18 protein-coding genes are annotated in these 17,491 nt (G+C 69.7%); 10 read left to right on the top strand and 8 right to left on the bottom strand.

The window, feature by feature from the left end:
• Positions 1-131 precede the first annotated feature (131 nt).
• The 6 genes from NQK81_RS36005 (at position 132) to NQK81_RS35980 (ending at position 5,148) form a co-directional block, all read left to right on the top strand.
• Positions 132-1,478 (top strand): ferredoxin reductase family protein, encoded by a 1,347-nt coding sequence (locus NQK81_RS36005; protein ID WP_257485044.1) that lies wholly within the window; start codon positions 132-134, stop codon positions 1,476-1,478.
• A gap of 17 nt (positions 1,479-1,495) precedes the next feature.
• Entirely contained in the window at positions 1,496-1,915 is a 420-nt protein-coding gene (locus NQK81_RS36000) for an FMN-binding protein (RefSeq protein WP_257485043.1), read from the top strand.
• The gene (locus NQK81_RS35995) at positions 1,912-2,649 is read left to right on the top strand and encodes an FAD:protein FMN transferase (RefSeq protein WP_257485042.1); all 738 of its coding nucleotides are present in this window, start codon (positions 1,912-1,914) and stop codon (positions 2,647-2,649) included. The genes NQK81_RS36000 and NQK81_RS35995 overlap by 4 nt, the downstream gene beginning before the upstream one ends.
• A gap of 42 nt (positions 2,650-2,691) precedes the next feature.
• Positions 2,692-3,072, top strand: coding sequence for a VOC family protein (locus NQK81_RS35990; RefSeq protein WP_126733590.1), 381 nt, complete (start codon positions 2,692-2,694; stop codon positions 3,070-3,072).
• Positions 3,069-3,890, top strand: coding sequence for a class I SAM-dependent methyltransferase (locus NQK81_RS35985; RefSeq protein WP_257485041.1), 822 nt, complete (start codon positions 3,069-3,071; stop codon positions 3,888-3,890). Before NQK81_RS35990 ends, NQK81_RS35985 begins: the two co-directional genes overlap by 4 nt.
• Before the next feature lie 244 nt (positions 3,891-4,134).
• Entirely contained in the window at positions 4,135-5,148 is a 1,014-nt protein-coding gene (locus NQK81_RS35980; protein WP_257485040.1) for an asparaginase, read from the top strand.
• Positions 5,149-5,178: 30 nt separating this feature from the next.
• Here the strand turns inward: NQK81_RS35980 and NQK81_RS35975 are convergent, their stop codons facing one another.
• The 3 genes from NQK81_RS35975 to NQK81_RS35965 form a co-directional block, all read right to left on the bottom strand.
• Positions 5,179-5,658, bottom strand: coding sequence for a cysteine dioxygenase (locus NQK81_RS35975; protein WP_126733593.1), 480 nt, complete (start codon positions 5,656-5,658; stop codon positions 5,179-5,181).
• Between the two features lie 191 nt (positions 5,659-5,849).
• The gene (locus NQK81_RS35970) at positions 5,850-6,863 is read right to left on the bottom strand and encodes an NAD(P)H-dependent glycerol-3-phosphate dehydrogenase (protein WP_185927144.1); all 1,014 of its coding nucleotides are present in this window, start codon (positions 6,861-6,863) and stop codon (positions 5,850-5,852) included.
• On the bottom strand, positions 6,863-7,606 hold the full coding sequence (locus NQK81_RS35965; RefSeq protein WP_257485039.1) for a lysophospholipid acyltransferase family protein: 744 nt from the start codon (positions 7,604-7,606) through the stop codon (positions 6,863-6,865). Before NQK81_RS35965 ends, NQK81_RS35970 begins: the two co-directional genes overlap by 1 nt.
• Positions 7,607-7,663: 57 nt before the next feature.
• On the opposite strand from NQK81_RS35965, the gene cofC reads away from it, so the two are divergent.
• The 3 genes from cofC to NQK81_RS35950 all read left to right on the top strand — a co-directional run bounded on the left by cofC (position 7,664) and on the right by NQK81_RS35950 (position 11,586).
• Entirely contained in the window at positions 7,664-8,293 is a 630-nt protein-coding gene (gene cofC / locus NQK81_RS35960) for a 2-phospho-L-lactate guanylyltransferase (RefSeq protein ID WP_257485038.1), read from the top strand.
• Between the two features lie 66 nt (positions 8,294-8,359).
• Positions 8,360-10,654: an RNA degradosome polyphosphate kinase gene (locus tag NQK81_RS35955; protein WP_126733597.1), complete on the top strand. Its 2,295-nt coding sequence runs from the start codon at positions 8,360-8,362 to the stop codon at positions 10,652-10,654.
• Entirely contained in the window at positions 10,651-11,586 is a 936-nt protein-coding gene (locus tag NQK81_RS35950) for an NUDIX hydrolase (protein ID WP_257485037.1), read from the top strand. The genes NQK81_RS35955 and NQK81_RS35950 overlap by 4 nt, the downstream gene beginning before the upstream one ends.
• A gap of 921 nt (positions 11,587-12,507) precedes the next feature.
• On the opposite strand, the gene NQK81_RS35945 is transcribed toward NQK81_RS35950, so the two are convergent.
• The 3 genes from NQK81_RS35945 to leuC all read right to left on the bottom strand — a co-directional run bounded on the left by NQK81_RS35945 (position 12,508) and on the right by leuC (position 15,479).
• A complete protein-coding gene (locus NQK81_RS35945; RefSeq protein ID WP_126733599.1) occupies positions 12,508-13,173 on the bottom strand; it encodes an HU family DNA-binding protein in 666 nt (221 codons plus the stop codon).
• Positions 13,174-13,426: 253 nt separating this feature from the next.
• Positions 13,427-14,029, bottom strand: a complete 603-nt coding sequence (gene leuD, locus NQK81_RS35940; protein ID WP_126733600.1) for a 3-isopropylmalate dehydratase small subunit — start codon at positions 14,027-14,029, stop codon at positions 13,427-13,429.
• Positions 14,030-14,060: 31 nt separating this feature from the next.
• Positions 14,061-15,479: a 3-isopropylmalate dehydratase large subunit gene (gene leuC, locus NQK81_RS35935; protein ID WP_257485036.1), complete on the bottom strand. Its 1,419-nt coding sequence runs from the start codon at positions 15,477-15,479 to the stop codon at positions 14,061-14,063.
• Positions 15,480-15,558: 79 nt separating this feature from the next.
• Here leuC and NQK81_RS35930 point away from each other — a divergent pair, with 79 nt between their 5' ends.
• On the top strand, positions 15,559-16,260 hold the full coding sequence (locus NQK81_RS35930) for an IclR family transcriptional regulator (protein ID WP_007031477.1): 702 nt from the start codon (positions 15,559-15,561) through the stop codon (positions 16,258-16,260).
• Between the two features lie 73 nt (positions 16,261-16,333).
• Here the strand turns inward: NQK81_RS35930 and NQK81_RS35925 are convergent, their stop codons facing one another.
• Both NQK81_RS35925 and NQK81_RS35920 read right to left on the bottom strand, forming a co-directional pair.
• Positions 16,334-16,726, bottom strand: coding sequence for a hypothetical protein (locus NQK81_RS35925; RefSeq protein WP_126733602.1), 393 nt, complete (start codon positions 16,724-16,726; stop codon positions 16,334-16,336).
• Between the two features lie 101 nt (positions 16,727-16,827).
• Positions 16,828-17,490, bottom strand: coding sequence for a winged helix-turn-helix domain-containing protein (locus tag NQK81_RS35920; RefSeq protein ID WP_257485035.1), 663 nt, complete (start codon positions 17,488-17,490; stop codon positions 16,828-16,830).
• Between the last annotated feature and the right edge of the window lies 1 nt (position 17,491).

Genomic DNA, 17,491 nt, shown 5'->3' with positions numbered 1-17,491 from the left:
CATCCTCCGTGAACGCGCGCGCGAGGGCGAGGCGGGAGCGCACACGACAGGAAGCCGACAGCTTCCGCCAAGAAAGGTCACAGGTTGGCACAGCAGGCTCCGTACTTGAACCGGACCGGAAGGGGCCACGTGTGACCACCATGACGCAGACCGCCGCGAGACCGCGCCCGGCGATCCGTCCCAGGATCGCCGCGCGCGCCGGGCTCTTCCTCTTCCTCGGCGCCAACGTGGCCGCCGTGACCATGCTCTTCTTCGCCGCCGGGCCCTCGGACAACGTGCTCATCAGCATCGGCAGGCTCGCCGGGCTGTACGGGGCGCTGGCGATGGCGTTCCAGCTGCTGCTGGTCGCCAGGCTGCCGTGGTTCGACCGCCGCCTCGGCATGGACCGGCTCACCGGCTGGCACCGCTGGACCGGGTTCGCCCTGCTGTGGACGCTGCTCGCCCACTTCGTGTTCATCGTCTTCGGCTACGCGCAGGTCGAGGACAACGGCGTGGCCGAGGAGTTCGTCACGATGGTGACCAAACTGGAGGGGATCCTGCGCGCGGTCGTCGCGTTCGCGCTGATCCTGCTCGTCGGCGCCGTCTCCGCCCGGTTCGCCCGGCGCCGTCTGGCGTACGAGACCTGGCATTTCCTCCACCTCTACACCTATGCCGCGGTCGTGCTGGCGTTCAGCCATCAGATCGCGCTGGGCGGATCGTTCGCGTCGTCGCCGGGGGCGCGGGCCTACTGGTGGGCGGTGTGGGGTGTCGCGCTCGGCTCCGTCGTCGCCGGCCGGGTGGTGCTGCCGCTGGCGCGTAACCTGCGTCACCGGTTGAAGGTCGTCGCCGTCGTCCCCGAATCCCATGACGTCGTCTCGGTGTACATCTCCGGGAAGCATCTCGACAAGATGCCCGCGCGGGCAGGCCAGTTCTTCCTGTGGCGCTTCATGACCCGGGATCGCTGGTGGCAGGCGAACCCGTTCTCGCTGTCGGCCGCGCCGGACGGCCGCACCCTGCGCCTGACCGCGAAGGCCGCCGGTGACGGCAGCGCGTCCCTGCGGTCGCTGAAGGTCGGCACCCGGGTGTTCGCCGAAGGCCCGTACGGCGCGTTCACCACGATGCACCAACGGAAAACGGACGCGTTGCTCGTCGCGGGCGGTGTCGGGATCACGCCGATCCGAGCGCTGCTGGAGGAGATCTCCGGACACGTCGTGGTGCTCTACCGCGTCCGCGACCAGCGCGACGCCGTCCTCCTGCCCGAGCTGACCGGGCTGGCGCGGGCACGCGGCGCGGTCGTCCGGGTCCTCAGTGGACCGTCCGATCAGGCCGGTCCGGTCCTCGGCGCGCCCAACCTGCGGCGGATGGTGCCGGACATCGCCGACCGGGACGTCTTCGTCTGCGGCCCGCCGGGGATGACCTCGGCGACGTTGCGCAGCCTTCGGGAGCTGCGGGTGCCGTCCCAGCAGGTCCACGCCGAACGCTTCAGCCTCGCCGCCTGAGTCAGGGAGCCCCGATCATGAAGAAGACCATCGTCGCCGCCACGGTCGCCCTTTCGGCCGCCGGTTTCCTCGGTGTCTGGCTGTACGAACCGGGTCCGCTCGGCTCGGAGACCGTGGCCGTCGCCGCGCCCGCCCCGTCCACCGTGTCCTCTTCGGACGGTGGCGCCTCGGAAGGGTCCGAACGCACCGTCGACGGTTCGGTGGAGAGTAACCGGTACGGCACCGTCCAGGTGCGGCTGGTGATCTCGGCCGAGGACAGGATCTCCGAAGTCCGCCTGCTGCAACGGCCGACGAGCGGCCGCGGGGTCGCGGCGATCCCGGTCCTGCAGGCGGAGACGCTGACCGCGCAGAGCGCCGACATCGACACCGTCTCCGGGGCGACGTCGACGAGCGAGTCGTACGTCAAATCCCTGCAGGCGGCGCTGGACGCCAGATGAACCGCGTCGAACAGGTGATGGGGCTGCCGGTCTCGGTCGACGTCCGGGCGGGCGGCGAACTCGCCGAGCACGCGATCGACGGCGTTTTCGGCTGGCTGCGGGAGGTCGACGCGCGGTTCAGCCCGTTCAAGGCGGACAGCGAGGTCTGCCGCTACGACCGCGGCGAGCTCACGCCGTCGGAACTGAGCGACGATCTCCTGGAGATCCTGTCGTTGTGCGATCACTACGAACGGTTGTCCGGTGGGGCCTTCACCGCCCGGCTCCCCGGGCGGCGGCTCGATCCGAACGCGGTGGTGAAGGGCTGGGCGGTGCAGCGGGCGGCGGCGTCGTTGCTGGCCGAGGGCCTGGACGTGTTCTGTGTCAACGCGGGCGGGGACGTGGTCACCTCCGGTGAACCGGAACCCGGCCGCGCCTGGCGGGTCGGCATCCGGCATCCCGAGCGGCCCGACGCGATCTGCGCCGTGGTCGAATCCTCCGGTGGCGCGGTCGCGACCTCGGCGGAATACGAGCGTGGCGCGCACATCCTGGACGGACGGACCGGGCGCCCGCCCACCGGGCTGCTGAGCGTCACGGTGGCCGCCGGCGACCTCGTCACCGCGGATTCCCTCGCCACGGCCGCTTTCGCGATGGGCACCGAGGGGATCGCCTGGGTCGCCTCGCAACCGGGCTGCCAGGTGCTGGTCATCGACGCGGAACGGCAGGTGCACCGGTCGCCTGGGCTGCGGCTCGCTTAAACCGTTGGCCGGGCTTCGCGAGCTCAGGCAGACTGCGGCGTCATGACCTCTGTCGTACAGAACTTCTTCTTCGACTGCGCCGACGCCTACGAACTGGGCCGGTTCTGGAGCGGCGTCGTCGGCAAGCCGATGGCCGACGACGACGTGCCGGGTGATCCCGAAGCGATCATCGAGATGGACAACGGAGTCACGCTGTTCTTCGGGCAGGTCCCCGAACCGAAGACGGTGAAGAACCGGATCCATCTCTGCCTCACGCCGGACATCCCGCGCGACGAGGAGGTGGAGCGCCTGCTGAAACTCGGCGCGACCCTCCTGCACGACCGGCGCAACCCGGACGGCACCGGCTGGGCGGTCCTCGCCGACCCCGAGGGCAACGAATTCTGCGTGCTGCGCAGCGCCGCCGAGAAGGCCGCCACCTCGTGACGGACTACCTGACGGTCAACCGGGCGAACTGGGACGAACGCGCTCCGGCCCACGCCGCTTCGGCGGACTACGGCTACAAGAAGTTCGTCGCGGACCCGGCGCACCTCAGCGGTGTGGTCACCTTCGACCGGCCGCTGCTCGGCGACGTCTCCGGCGCCCGCGGAGTGCACCTGCAGTGCCATATCGGCACGGACACGCTTTCGCTGTCCCGCCTCGGCGCACGGATGACCGGCCTCGACTTTTCCGCGCCCGCGCTGGAGATCGCGCGAGGGCTGGCCGCCGAGACCGGCGCGGAGATCGACTACCACGAGTCCGATGTGTACAGTGCCGCCGACGTGCTGGGCACCGGGGAATTCGACCTCGTCTACACGGGGATCGGCGCGCTCTGCTGGCTGCCGGACATCGCCCGCTGGGGGCAGGTCGTCGGGAAGCTGCTGAAGCCAGGCGGACGGCTGTTCATCCGCGACATGCACCCGATGCTGGGCACTCTCGACGAGACGCAGCCGCTCATCACGCCGCGCTACCCGTACTTCGAGCATGCCGAACCGCTGGTGTTCGACGAACCGGGGACCTATGTGGACACCGACGTTTCGTTCCAGCACAACCGGACGCACGAGTGGAACCACGGGCTCGGCGAGATCGTCACCTCGCTGCTCGACGCCGGGCTCACGCTGACGCGGCTGGTGGAGCACGACAGCGTGCCGTGGAACGCGCTGCCCGGGTTCATGACCCTGAACGAGGCGACCGAGGAATGGCGGCTGACGGAGGACCCGCGGCGGCTGGCGGCGAGTTTCACGCTCGAAGCCGTGAAAGGCTGATGAGCGTCGGTCCGTGCAGGCCTGGGGTGCTAGAGGTGGTGTCGCGAAAGCCACTTTCGGGACACCAGACGTCTCGAAAGTGGCTTTCGCGACATGATGGCCAGGCCCGGCACCCAGCAGTACATGAAGGCCCCCTTCCTTGCGCCTGGCGCAAGGAAGGGGGCCTTCATGTACTTCAGCGGCCGCGCAAAGGGCGGCGGTGGCGTGGCCGGTCGAGTGTCGTGAGTTTTGGAAGAATGTCCTCATGAGCGTCTCCCCTGAAAACCGGCCTCTTGTCGCCGTCGCCGCCCTGGGCGGCACCATCTCGATGGTCCCCGGCGACGGTGAGGACCACGCCGTCCCCCGGCTCACCGCCGCCGACCTGCTCGGCGACCTTGACGAGAACCTCGAGATGGACGTCCGCGCCGAGACGCTCGCGGGGATTTCCAGCGCCTCGATGGATTTCGCGACCTTGATCAGGACACGGAACTGGGCGGCCAAGGCGGTCGACGAGGGCGCTGACGGCGTCGTCGTGGTCCAGGGCACGGACACGCTCGAAGAGACCGCGTACTTCTTCGAGCTGACGTGGGCCTCCGAGGCGCCGATCGTGATCACCGGCGCGATGCGCAATCCCAGCCTGCCCAGCGCCGACGGCGCGGGGAACATCCTCGCCGCGCTGACCGTCGCCGCCGATCCCCGCAGCCGGGGCCGCGGCTCGCTGGTCGCGTTCAACGACGACGTCCACGCCGCGCGCTGGGTGCGCAAAACGCATTCGAGCCACGTCGAGGCGTTCTCCTCGAATCCCGCCGGACCGCTCGCGCTGCTCAGCGAGGGCTTGGTGCACTACTTCCACCCGGTCGCCGCCCGCCCGCCGGCGTTGTCGTTGGCGAACGCGGACTTCTCCGGGCTGGTGCCGATCGTCGAGAGCGGTGTCGAGGACACCGGCGAGCTCCTGGAAACGCTGGTCAAGGCCGGGGTGAAGGGGGTGGTGCTCGCCGCGAACGGCGCCGGGCACGTTTCGGCGGGGTCCGCCGAAGTGATCGAGCGGGTCCTGCCGGAGGTGCCGATCGTGGTCGCCGGCCGCACCGGCGCCGGGCCGACGTTCCGCGGCACCTACGGCTTCCGCGGTTCCGAATCGGATCTGATCGCGATGGGCGCGACCATGGCGGGCTGGCTGGACCCGCGCAAATCCCGGCTCCTGCTGCACACCCTGCTCGCCACCGACGCCTCGCGAGACCGCGTCGAGGCCGAATTCCGGCTCCGGGGCGACCTCGCCTAGGCCGCGTTTCGTCCTCTGAATGCGGGAGTGTCAGTCCCGGACGGGACCCGAGACGGGGTCCAGGTGGTACGGCCGCATGGCGCGGGGCCGGTGCCGGTAGACGTGCACGCTGACGGCGGGATCCGGGCCCTCGTTGCGCACTTCGTGGACGTAGCCGGGGCCGAAGACGCGGGACTGGCCCTCCGACAGCGAATGCAGCTCGGTCACGGCCCGCCCGTCGACGGCGCGCCGGGCGACGGTCTCGCTCAGCTTCCCGCTGACGACGGTGAACGCGCCCGCGGCGAACTCGTGGTCGTGCAGGTCGGTGCGCTGACCGGGCAGCCAGCTCATGAGCCAGATCTCCTGCAGCTCGTCCGAGTCGACGAGTGCGGAGAACCGCTGGTCGGGGTCGTACCGCAGCAGGTGCCGCCAGCGGTCACGGTCCGCGGCGAATTCGAGCGCGACGCGCACCGGGTGGCGCAGGGCGGGGTTTTCGGGAATGACGAGCGTGTTGTCCGGGACGGCGAACATGAAGGGGTCCTCGCAGAAGGAAGTGGGTGTCGAGCTGGCCGGGGCTGAGTTCACCGACAACAGCGACACGACGCACACGAGACGGCGCCAAGACCCGAGAGGCCCCGCGACACAGTCATCCCACGTGCGAACATGCGCTCAGCGAACCAGCACGGGGCCCGGCGGTCAACCGATCCCACACCGTGGACCGCTCAGGACCACTCGTGCTTCTGCGACCGGCCGAGCAACTCGGCTCCCGCGCGCCGCGGGTCGACCCCTTCGTGGCACACGCGGTGCATCGCGTCGGTGATCGGCATGTCGACACCGAGCCCCATCGCGAGCTCCCGGATCGACGTGCACGATTTGACGCCCTCCGCGACCTGACCGCCGGTGGCCGCGAGCGCCTGCTCCAGTGTCTCGCCCCGGCCGAGCCGTTCGCCGAAGGTCCGGTTGCGTGACAACGGCGACGAGCAGGTCGCCACCAGGTCGCCGACGCCGGCGAGCCCGGCGAAGGTCAGCGGGTCGGCGCCCAGTTTCGCACCGAGCCTGGCCATCTCGGCCAGCCCGCGGGTGATCAGGGTGGCCACGGTGTTCGCGCCCAGCCCGAGCCCGGCCGCCATCCCGCAGCTGAGCGCGATGACGTTCTTGCACGCCCCGCCCAGCTCGCAGCCGACGACGTCGGTGTTGGTGTACGGCCGGAAGTACTGGTTGAAGCTCGCCCGCTGGATCGCCTTGGCGTTGTCGTGGTCGGTGCAGGCCAGCACCGCCGCCGCCGGCTGCCCCAGCGCGATCTCCTTCGCCAGGTTCGGCCCGGACACGACCACGATCTGCCCGGCGTCGACGCGGGCGATCTCGGCGATGACCTCGCTCATCCGCTTGAGCGTGCCCAGTTCGACCCCCTTGGCGAGGCTCACCAGGATCGCGTCGGCGGGCAGGAGACCGGACCACTCCGACAGATTGGTCCGCAACGTCTGACTCGGCACCGCGAGCACCACGGCCTGCGCGCCGTCGAGGGCTTCGGCCGGGTCCGCCGTCGCGGTGATCCGCTCCGGCAGTTCGATATCGGGTAAATAGGACGAATTGCGATGCCGTTCCCGGATGTCGGCCGCGACCTCGGGCCGGCGGGCCCAGATGGTCACGTCGCGTCCGGCGTCGCCGAGCACCTTCGCGAACGCCGTCCCCCACGATCCGGCGCCGAGCACGGTCACCCGCTGGACCTCGGCCATCAGGCGTCGTCCTCCGGCTTCTTCGCGGGCGGTTCCTCCTGACGGATCTCCGCGAGCAGCGCGGTGATCTCGGTCATCATCAGGTCGGTGACCTCGCGCAGTTTGGAAGCGCTGCGGGTCGAACCGTCCTTGTAGGCGGAAAGATCCATCGGCTCGCCGACCAGATGCGTGATCGTCTTGCGCGGGAACGGGGTGAACTTCTTCGTGTAGCCGTTGAAGATGTGGTTCGTGCCCCAGCGGGCGATCGGGATCACCGGCACGTCGGTCTCCAGCGCGAGCCGCGCGGCACCGGTGAACGGCTTCTTCGGCCAGCCGTCCGGGTCCTTGCTGATCGTCCCCTCCGGATAGATCACGACGACCTTGCCGTCACGCAACGCCTGGTGGGCGGCCTTGAGGCTGTCACCGGCGGCGGCCGAACCACGCGAGACCGGGATCTGGCCGGCGCCGACGAAGATCTTGCCGAAGAGCGGCGCCCTGGTCAGGCTCTCCTTGCCGAGGAACCGCGGCACCCGCTTCTGGCGGTGCACGAACACCGCGTCCACCGCCGGGTCCATGTGGGACACGTGGTTGAGCAGGAGCAGCGCGCCGCCTTCGCGGGGGATCCGCTCGGCGTTGCGGTAGACCCGCTTGCCGATGGCCGTCGCCGGGTAGAACAGTGCGGCGGCGATGCCCACCCAGATGCCGCCCTTCTCACGCCGGGCCAATTCGTCCTCCTCGAAGTCACACGTGTCGTCCCAGGCCACTGATCCTGCCGCGCGCGTACGAGCGCGGTCCAGGGAGGGTCGGGTAAGAAGTGAGATGTGGACGTGGACCTGATAGTGCCGATGAAACGCCCCGCCGAGGGCAAGTCGCGGCTTCGCGGCGCGGTCGTGCCCGAGCGGCACGCCGAACTGGTGCTGGCGCTGGCCTACGACACGTTGTCCGCAGCGACCTCGGCGGACGGGGTCCGCCGGGTGCTGGTGGTCGCCGCCGACCCGGCGTCGGTGGCGGATCTCACCGAGCTGGGGGTCGAAATCGTCACCGAACCGTCGCGCGGCGGATTGAACGCGGCCCTGCGCCACGGCGAGGAACTGCTGAGCCGGGACAGGCCGTCCGGTCTCGTCGGCGCGTTGCAGGCCGACCTGCCCGCGCTGCGGACCGAAGACCTCACCGCCGCCCTCGCCGAGGCAGGCGGGCACCGGGCGTTCGTCGCGGACCGGCAGGGAACGGGCACGACCCTGTTGCTCGCAGGGGCGGGCAACGCGCTGGCGCCCCGGTTCGGCGAGGGTTCCGCGCGGGCCCACACCGCTTCCGGTGCGACCCCGCTCACGATCGCCGCGGAATCGCTCCGGGCCGACGTGGACACCGCGGATGATCTCGCTCACGTTCGCACGCTCGGTACCGGAAAGCGCACTTCAACGCTGTTGGGAACACCCTGCGTGGCGATGTGACGAGAGTTCACCCTGGCGACCCGCGCGCGGCGCACATAATCGCCCCGAGTGGTGAACAATGAAGCCGTGAGCACAAATGACGGCGGCACCCCGAACTCGGCAAGGAAGCGGAAGACCTCCGCCGCGAAACCGGAACCGGACAGCGGCACGGCGAAACCCGCCAGGACGAGAAAGAACAGCAGCCCGGCCCCGCGCACGGCCGTCCGCGCGACGCGCGGCGGTTCGGCGAGCCGTCCGGCCCAGGAGTTCCGCGCGCTGCCCGCCGCGCCGCCCGCGGTGACGTCGGCACCCACCGCCGTCGAATCCCTGCCCGACGACCGGTACTTCAACCGCGAGCTGTCCTGGCAGGATTTCAACGCGCGCGTGCTCGCGCTGGCCGAGGACGAGTCGCAGCCGCTGCTCGAACGCGCCAAGTTCCTGGCGATCTTCGCGTCCAATTTGGACGAGTTCTACATGGTGCGGGTCGCCGGGCTGAAGCGCCGCGACGAGACCGGGCTCCCGGTCCGCAGCGCGGACGGGCTCACCCCGCGCGAGCAGCTGGCCTACATCGCCAAACGCAACCAGGACCTGGTCGAGCGGCACACGAACGCCTTCGAACTGCACCTGCGGCCGCAGCTGGCGGAAGAGGACATCCTCATCGTCGGCTGGAACGACCTGACCGGCGCCGACCAGCTCCGGCTGTCCAACTACTTCAGCGAGCAGATCTTCCCGGTGCTCACACCGCTGGCCGTGGATCCCGCGCACCCGTTCCCCTACATCTCCGGCCTTTCGCTCAACCTGGCCATCACCGTCCGGGACCCCGAAGCAGGCACGGAGCGGTTCGCGCGGGTCAAGGTGCCGAGCAACGTGCCGCGCCTGATGCGGATCGAGCAGCAGCCGCGGGAGAGCCGCACCGCGACGTTCCTTCCGCTGGAGGAACTGATCGCCGCCCATCTCGGCGAGCTGTTCACCGGTATGGAGGTCACCGAGCACCACGCGTTCCGGGTCACCCGCAACGCGGACTTCGAGGTCGAAGAGGACCGGGACGAGGATCTTCTCCAGGCGCTGGAACGCGAACTGGCCCAGCGCCGGTTCGGCCCGCCGGTGCGGCTCGAAGTGGCGCAGGACATGAGCGAGCACATGCTCGAACTGCTGCTGCGCGAACTGGAGGTCGACCCGCGCGACGTCGTCGAGGTCCCCGGTCTGCTGGATCTCACCTGTCTGCACCAGTTGTCGGGTGTCGACCGCAAGGAACTCAAGGACCGCCCTTTCGTTCCCGCCACGCATCCGGCGTTCGGTGAGCGCGAGACGCCGAAGTCGGTGTTCGCGACGCTGCGCGAGGGCGACGTCCTCGTGCACCACCCGTACGACTCGTTCTCCACCAGCGTCCAGCGGTTCATCGAACAGGCCGCCGCGGACGACAAGGTGCTGGCGATCAAGCAGACGCTGTACCGCACCTCCGGCGACTCCCCGATCGTCGACGCGCTGATCGACGCCGCCGAGGCGGGCAAGCAGGTCGTCGCGCTGGTCGAGATCAAGGCGCGGTTCGACGAACAGGCCAACATCACCTGGGCCCGCACGCTGGAACGCGCGGGCGTGCACGTGGTCTACGGGCTCGTCGGGCTGAAGACGCACTGCAAGGTGTCGATGGTGGTGCGCCAGGAGGGTTCGACCATCCGCCGCTACTGCCACATCGGCACCGGCAACTACAACCCGAAGACCGCGCGCCTGTACGAGGACCTCGGCATCCTGACCGCCGACCCGACGATCGGCGCGGATCTGACGGATCTGTTCAACGTGCTGACCGGGTACTCCCGCCAAGACACCTACCGCAACATCCTCACGTCGCCGCACGGGATCCGCCGCGGCATCGTGCGCGCGATCGGCGAGGAGATCGAACTCGCCCGCGCCGGCCAGACCGCCGGGATCCGGATCAAGTGCAACTCGCTCGTCGACGAGCAGGTGATCGACGCGCTGTACCACGCTTCCCAGGCCGGGGTTCCGGTCGACATCGTGGTTCGCGGAATCTGCTCCCTGAAGCCGGGTGTGGAGGGGCTGAGCGAGAACATCCACGTGCGGTCCATCCTCGGCCGCTTCCTGGAACACTCGCGCGTCTTCACCTTCCTCGCGGGCGGCACGCGGTGGATCGGCAGCGCGGACATGATGCACCGCAACCTCGACCGCCGGATCGAGGCGCTGGTGCGGGTCAAGGATCCGAAGCTGACCGCGCAGCTGGACTACATCTTCGAATCCGCGCTGCACCCCTCGACCCGGTGCTGGGTGCTGAACTCGACCGGCGAGTGGACCCCGTTCCCCGCGTCGGGCGACGACGTCCGCGACCACCAGGTCGAGCTGGCGAAGCGGCACGGGGCGGCGGGATGAGCGGGGTCATCCGGGCGGCGGGAGCCGTCCTCTGGCGCCGCGACGGGGGCCGGATCGAGGTCGCGCTGGTCCATCGGCCACGCTACGACGATTGGTCGCTGCCGAAGGGAAAGCTGGATCCGGGCGAGACCATCGCGGGCGCGGCGGTCCGCGAGATCGAAGAGGAGACCGGCTTCGAGGCGGTCCTCGGGCGCTATCTGGTCCGGACCGAATACACCGTCGCGGGAGCGCCGAAGACCGTCGACTACTTCTCCGCGCACGCCGTCTCGGGTGCGTTCGCACCGAACGAGGAAGTCGACGAGCTGCGCTGGCTCGACGCGGAGGCGGCGGAGAAACTGCTGACGCGGGCCGAGGACGTCCGGGTGCTGCGCGAGTTCTCCGCGCTGCCGCCCGAACTCGCCACGGTGATCCTGGTGCGGCACGCCAAAGCGGGTAAACGCGACGAGTGGACCGGCGACGACGACCTGCGTCCGCTGTCGGACGCGGGCCAGCGCCAGGCCGAAGCGCTGCGTTCGCTGCTGCGGCTCTACGCGCCCGGCAGGGTGCTCTCGGCGCCGCGGCTTCGTTGCGTCCAGACGGTGAACGGGCTCGCCGAAGACCTCGGCGTCGAGATCCGGCACGAGCCGCTGCTGTCGGAAGAGGGCTACTGGCCGGACCCGGTGCTCGGTGTCGCGCGGCTGCTGGCCATCGCCGGTGACGGCGGGACGCCGGTGATCTCCAGTCAGGGCGGGGTGATCCCGGACGTCGTCAGCGCGCTGGCCGACCGCGACGGCGTCGACCTGACCGCGGCGCGCGGCGGTGTGGTGCCGTCGAAGAAGGGTTCGTTCTGGGTGCTGTCGTTCCGGCCCGCGAGCGAACAGGACGGGCCGGTGCTGGTGGCCGCGGACTATTTCGCGTCGCCTTTGCCCACGCCGGCTCCCGCGCATCCCTGAGGCTTTGTAGCGCGTGAAGGCCCCCTTCCCTCGGCTGAGCCGAGGGAAGGGGGCCTTCACGCGCTACAGGGGCATTTGAGGACTGGCTGGGGGTATCTGCGCGCCGTGGGGGTGTCGCGAAAGCCACTTTCGGGACGTCTGGTGTCGCGAAAGTGGCTTTCGCGACACCCGAGGGGGGCGCGCGCCGGGTTGGTTGCGTCCGCCATGTTGCGAAAGTGGCTTTCGCAACGTTGAAGGCTGCGAAAGTGGCTTTCACAACACGCCACCGCACCCCCAACGCTGGCCACGCCCCGCCACCCCACCCCACGTTGCGAAAGTGGCTTTCACAACACGCCACCGCGCCCCCACGCTGGCCCGCGCCCCGCCACCCCACCCACGTTGCGAAAGTGGCTTTCACAACGTTGAAGGTTGCGAAAGTGGCTTTCGCAACCACGCCACGGCACCCCTCGCGGCACGAAAGAGGCTTTCGCGACATGCCACGGCCACGCGCCCAGCCTCAGCCGACCCCACCGCCCCCACGTTGCGAAAGTGGCTTTCACAACCCCCTCGTCAGCCTTGGCCCCTCAAGGAAATCCGAAGCGCCGCTCCCCCACGTGGGTGACGCGCCTACTCCGGCTGTGTCGATGCGGACCCGCACTCATCGCTCCACTGTGGAGCCACCCACCGGCAGGGCGCGTCCATCGGGGTGACGGGGGAACTCCGGTCGAAGCGGATTCTTTTCCGAAACTCCGCCCACCGGCACGAGAATCGCGTCACATACGCCACTGGGCGGCCGCGCATCCATAGCGGTCCCAAGGGTCCCCGGAGTCCGCACGCGAGCGTGTGAGGGCGAGACGAGGCTTCCTAGGGTGTCCTGGAAATGCGGCAGGGCCCCGCGCCGTGCGCGGGGCCCTGCCGTTGGCTCTCTCCTGAGGAGGGAGCTTACTTCTTCTTCGCGGCAGCCGAAGTCCGCTTGGCCGGAGCCTTCTTCGCGGGAGCCTTGGCGGCGGTCGCCTTGGCGGCCGGCTTCGCGGCGGCCTTGGTGGCGGTCGCCTTCTTGGCCGTGGTGGCGCGAGTCGTGGCCTTGGCGGCGGTCTTCGGCGCGGCCTTGGTGGCGGTCGTCTTGGCCGCCGCCTTGGTCGCGGTCGCCTTGGCGGCCGGCTTCGCGGCGGCACGCGTCGTCGTGGCGGCGGCGCGGGTCCGCGTGGTCGTGGAACGCGTCGCGGCCGGGCGGCTGGCGGCCGTCCGGGTCGTCGTCGCGCGGGTGGTGGTGGCGCGGGTGGAGGTGCCGGCGGTCGCGCGCTTCACAGCGGTGGCCTTCGGCAGCTTCTTCGAACCACTGATGACGTCCTTGAAGGTCGTGCCGGCGCGGAACGCGGGCACGTTGGTCTTCTTGACGCGAACGGTCTCACCGGTGCGCGGGTTCCGCGCGGTGCGGGCGGCGCGGGCGCGCTTCTCGAACACACCGAAGCCGGTGATGTTCACCTTCTCGCCCTTGTTGACCGTCCGGATGATGATGTCGACAAGGCCATCGACGGCCTCCGACGCGACCTTCTTGTCGCCCAGGCGCTCCGACAGCGCCTCGATCAGCTGGGCCTTGTTGGCCATTCCAGTCCTCCAAGAAGAACTACTTGTACACGGCCCCGTCGGCCGACTTAGCGCACACGGTATTACCAATGCAGCACAAATTCCAAACGACGCGCGGAAATTTCCCTTGTCTCGGGGGCTGTTCCGCCTCCCGAGGGACCCCTTCGGGGCCTCTCGAGGTGCCGTTCGGTGTGGTTTCGGGGCTGTTGTGGAGGACCCCGGCCGGGGTGCGGATTCCCTGCTCAGCAAGGGAATCCGCCCCCTTCGACCGGCCCTAGGAGGAGGCCGCCGGGAGGGTCACCGGCTTCCAGGAGGGGCGCTGGGTCTCGAAAGTGTCGATCTCCTCCGCGTGGCGGAGCGTCAGGGCGATGTCGTCGAGCCCTTCGAGGAGCCGCCAGCGGGTGTAGTCGTCGATCTGGAAGGGCGCGGTGAAGTCCTTGGCTCGTACCGTCTTCGACTCGAGGTCCACCGTGACCTCCGTCCCGGGCTCGTTTTCGAGCAGCTTCCACAGCAGTTCGACGTCCGCCTGCTCGACCTGAGCGGCGACGAGGCCCTGCTTGCCCGAGTTGCCGCGGAAGATGTCCGCGAACCGGGAGGAGATGACGACCCGGAATCCGTAGTCCATCAAGGCCCACACCGCGTGCTCACGGGACGAGCCGGTGCCGAAGTCCGGGCCCGCGACCAGGACCGACCCGTTCTTGAAGGGCTCTTGGTTGAGGATGAACGACTCGTCGGACCGCCAAGCGGCGAAGAGCCCGTCCTCGAAGCCGGTGCGGCTCACGCGCTTGAGGTAGACCGCCGGGATGATCTGGTCAGTGTCCACGTTGGACCTGCGCAGCGGGACCCCGACGCCGGTGTGGTGGGTGAACGCGTCCATGTTGGGAACTCCTTCGCGGATGTCAGCGATGTCAGCGAGCGACGGCGGGCTGCAGGTCTTCGGGGCTGGACAGCGTGCCCCGCACGGCCGTGGCGGCCGCCACGAGCGGCGAGACCAGATGCGTCCGGCCGCCCTTGCCCTGCCTGCCTTCGAAGTTGCGGTTCGAGGTCGACGCGCTGCGCTCGCCCGGCTTGAGCTGATCCGGGTTCATGCCGAGGCACATCGAGCAGCCCGCCTGACGCCATTCCGCGCCCGCTTCGGTGAAGACCCGGTCCAGCCCTTCGGCTTCCGCCGCCTGGCGGACGCGCATCGAGCCGGGGACGACGAGCATCCGGACCGAGTCGGCGACCTTGTGCCCGCGCAGGACGTCCGCGGCGGCCCTCAGATCCTCGATCCGGCCGTTCGTGCACGAGCCGAGGAAGACGGTGTCCACCGCGATCTCGCGCAGCGGCGTGCCCGGCTTCAGATCCATATAGGACAGGGCCTTCTCAGCGGCGATGCGCTCGTTCTCGTCGCCGATGCGCTCCGGGTCGGGCACCTCGGCGCCCAGCGGGAGCCCCTGGCCCGGGTTCGTGCCCCAGGTCACGAAAGGCGTGAGCTCGTCGGCGTTCAGGCGCACCTCGGCGTCGAAGACGGCGTCGTCGTCGGTGCGGAGTTCGCGCCAGTTCTCGACGGCGGCGTCCCAATCGGCGCCCTGCGGGGCGTGCGGGCGGCCCTTCAGATACTCGAACGTCGTCTCGTCCGGCGCGATGAGCCCGGCGCGCGCGCCGGCTTCGATGGACATGTTGCACACCGTCATCCGGGCTTCCATCGACAGCTTTTCGATGGCCTCGCCGCGGTACTCGAGGACGTAGCCCTGACCGCCGCCGGTGCCGATCTTCGCGATCACCGCGAGGATGACGTCCTTCGCCGTGACGCCGGGGCGCAGTTCGCCATCGACCGTGATCGCCATCGTCTTGAATGGACGGAGCGGCAGGGTCTGCGTGGCCATCACGTGTTCGACCTCGGAGGTGCCGATGCCGAACGCCATGGCACCGAAGGCACCGTGCGTCGAGGTGTGACTGTCGCCGCACACCACGGTCATCCCCGGCTGGGTCAGGCCCAGCTGCGGGCCGATGACGTGCACGATGCCCTGCTCGGCGTCGCCCATCGGGTGCAGCCGGACGCCGAACTCCTTGCAGTTGGCGCGAAGGGTGTCGACCTGGGTGCGGGACACGGGATCCGCGATCGGCAGCTCGATGTCGATCGTCGGGACGTTGTGGTCCTCGGTCGCGATGGTGAGGTCGGGGCGGCGCAGTTTCCGGCCCGCCAGGCGGAGTCCGTCGAACGCCTGAGGGCTGGTGACCTCGTGCAGCAGGTGGAGATCGATGTAGAGCAGGTCGGGCTCGGCCCCCTCGCCGCGCCGCACCAGGTGCGACTCCCACACTTTCTCGGCCAGTGTCCGGGGCATTTCCGGCTCCTCACATGCGGTGAAATCGGTACTTCCCACCATCTGGACATCTCAAACTTCGGGAAGATAGTATCGGCTTGTGGGACAGCATAGCGGTATCGGAGTACTCGACAAGGCCGTGGCCGTGCTTCAGGCCGTGGCCGAAGATCCTTGTGGCCTGGCGGAACTGTGCACGCGGACCGGTTTGCCGCGCGCGACGGCGCATCGGCTCGCGGTCGGCCTCGAAGTGCATCGCCTGTTGCGCCGCGGCCCCGACGGGCGCTGGCGTCCGGGTACCGCGCTCGCGGAACTGGCGGGCGGTTCGACCGACCCGCTGCTCGACGCGGCGAGTTCGGTGCTGCCGAAATTGCGCGACATCACCGGCGAAAGCGTTCAGCTGTACCGCCGCGACGGCGTCCAGCGCGTCTGCGTCTCGACCGCCGAGCCGCCGAGCGGGCTCCGTGACACGGTGCCGATCGGTTCACGCCTGCCGATGACCGCCGGCTCCGGTGCGAAGGTGCTCGCCGCGTGGTCGGATCCGCACACGCAGCGCACGATCCTCACCGAGGCGGTGTACGGCGAGCGCACCCTGCTCGAAGTCCGCCGCCGCGGCTGGGCCCAGAGCGTGGCCGAGCGGGAACCCGGTGTGGCGAGTGTCTCGGCGCCGGTGCGGGATTCGACGGGCACCGTCGTCGCCGCGGTGTCGGTTTCCGGGCCCATCGAACGTATAGGGCGTAAACCGGGGGCGCGCTGGGCCGCGGACCTCCTCGCCGCCGCGGACGCGCTCCAGGAGCGTCTCTGAGCCCAAGACGAGTGAAGGCCCCCTGCGGCGGCAGGGGGCCTTCACCGTTTCCGTCCTGAATGGACCGGCGGGCTCAGAACTCGTCGGCCTTGGTGAGCTCGTGTTCGAAGGTGTCGGCGCGCGTGACGAGCGCCTTCAGCGGGTGCTCGAACTCGTCGACCAGGTTCAGGTCGACCAGCGGGATCGTGTGCTTGAGCAGCGCGACACCGTCCACCACGGCCGCGCCGCCGACCGAGTCGCCGCCCGCCAGTTCGAGCAGGCGCCGCAGATCGATCTTGTCCGCCCAGCCGACCGGAGACGAGATCTCCACCCACTCCGCGCCGTCGTGGTCGGGCAGGTGGTGCAAGGTCACCTGCTGGCCGCGGCCGTCGCCGGTGTCGACCCGGAACCGGAGCCAGTCGCCCCGCTCTTCGAGCACCTCGTACCGCGCCCGGACGAAATTGATCACGCCTGCCCAGATGGACACCCTCGTCACCTCTCGGTTTCGCCGCTTCGTGCGCTGTCGAGCATGGCACATCCGGGGCGGCCGGAGTGGCGATGGTCTCGTTCGGGGCGGTTCGAGCCGGGTCAGAGCGGCGCCATCCGGTAACCCGACCCCCGGACGGTGTGGATCAGCGGCGGGTCCTTGAGTTTCCGCCGCAGCCGCGCGATCACGACGTCCAGCACGTTGGACGCCGGATCCGCCATCTCGTCCCACGCGTACCGGATCAGTTCCCGCCGCGAGACCGGCCGCCCGGTCGCGGCCATCAGCCGCTCCATGACGAGATACTCCTTGCGCGTCACGGTGAGCAGCACGCCCGCCCGCGAGATCTGGTGCCTGCCGGTGTCGAGTTCGACGTCGGCGCACCGCAGGATCACCGCCTGCCCGGCCATGTCGCGGCGGCACAGGCTGCGCACCCGCGCGATCAGTTCCGGCATCGCGAAGGGTTTGACCAGGTAGTCGCCGCCGCCGACGCGCAGTCCGTCGATCCGGTCGGCGACGCTGTCGCGCGCGGTCAGGAAGAGCACGGGCAGCGGCCATCCGGCGCTGCGCCGGTTGCGCACGTAGGCCAGCGCGTCACCCGAAGGCAGCATCCGGTCGAACACCGCGCAGTCGTAGGCGTTCACCATCAGCGCCTCGTCCGCGCCGGGCAGGTCGGCGGCGGTGTCCACCGCGAACCCGTCCCCGCGCAGCGCGAATTCCAGCGCCACCCGCAAGTTTTCGTCGTCCTCGGTCACCAGCACCCGCACA

Source organism: Amycolatopsis roodepoortensis (genome assembly GCF_024628825.1).
Classification (GTDB): domain Bacteria; phylum Actinomycetota; class Actinomycetes; order Mycobacteriales; family Pseudonocardiaceae; genus Amycolatopsis; species Amycolatopsis roodepoortensis.
This window is presented reverse-complemented; position numbering and strand designations above follow the sequence as displayed.

Excerpts from the sequence above, each read along its gene's own strand:
- NQK81_RS35950 (WP_257485037.1), top strand. The coding sequence starts at position 10,651 with ATGAGCGGGGTCATCCGGGCGGCGGGAGCCGTCCTCTGGCGCCGCGAC.
- NQK81_RS35945 (WP_126733599.1), bottom strand. The coding sequence starts at position 13,173 with ATGGCCAACAAGGCCCAGCTGATCGAGGCGCTGTCGGAGCGCCTGGGC.
- NQK81_RS35975 (WP_126733593.1), bottom strand. The coding sequence starts at position 5,658 with ATGTTCGCCGTCCCGGACAACACGCTCGTCATTCCCGAAAACCCCGCC.
- NQK81_RS35970 (WP_185927144.1), bottom strand. The coding sequence starts at position 6,863 with ATGGCCGAGGTCCAGCGGGTGACCGTGCTCGGCGCCGGATCGTGGGGG.
- NQK81_RS36000 (WP_257485043.1), top strand. The coding sequence starts at position 1,496 with ATGAAGAAGACCATCGTCGCCGCCACGGTCGCCCTTTCGGCCGCCGGT.
- leuD (WP_126733600.1), bottom strand. The coding sequence starts at position 14,029 with ATGGACGCGTTCACCCACCACACCGGCGTCGGGGTCCCGCTGCGCAGG.
- NQK81_RS35995 (WP_257485042.1), top strand. The coding sequence starts at position 1,912 with ATGAACCGCGTCGAACAGGTGATGGGGCTGCCGGTCTCGGTCGACGTC.
- leuC (WP_257485036.1), bottom strand. The coding sequence starts at position 15,479 with ATGCCCCGGACACTGGCCGAGAAAGTGTGGGAGTCGCACCTGGTGCGG.
- NQK81_RS35980 (WP_257485040.1), top strand. The coding sequence starts at position 4,135 with ATGAGCGTCTCCCCTGAAAACCGGCCTCTTGTCGCCGTCGCCGCCCTG.
- NQK81_RS35990 (WP_126733590.1), top strand. The coding sequence starts at position 2,692 with ATGACCTCTGTCGTACAGAACTTCTTCTTCGACTGCGCCGACGCCTAC.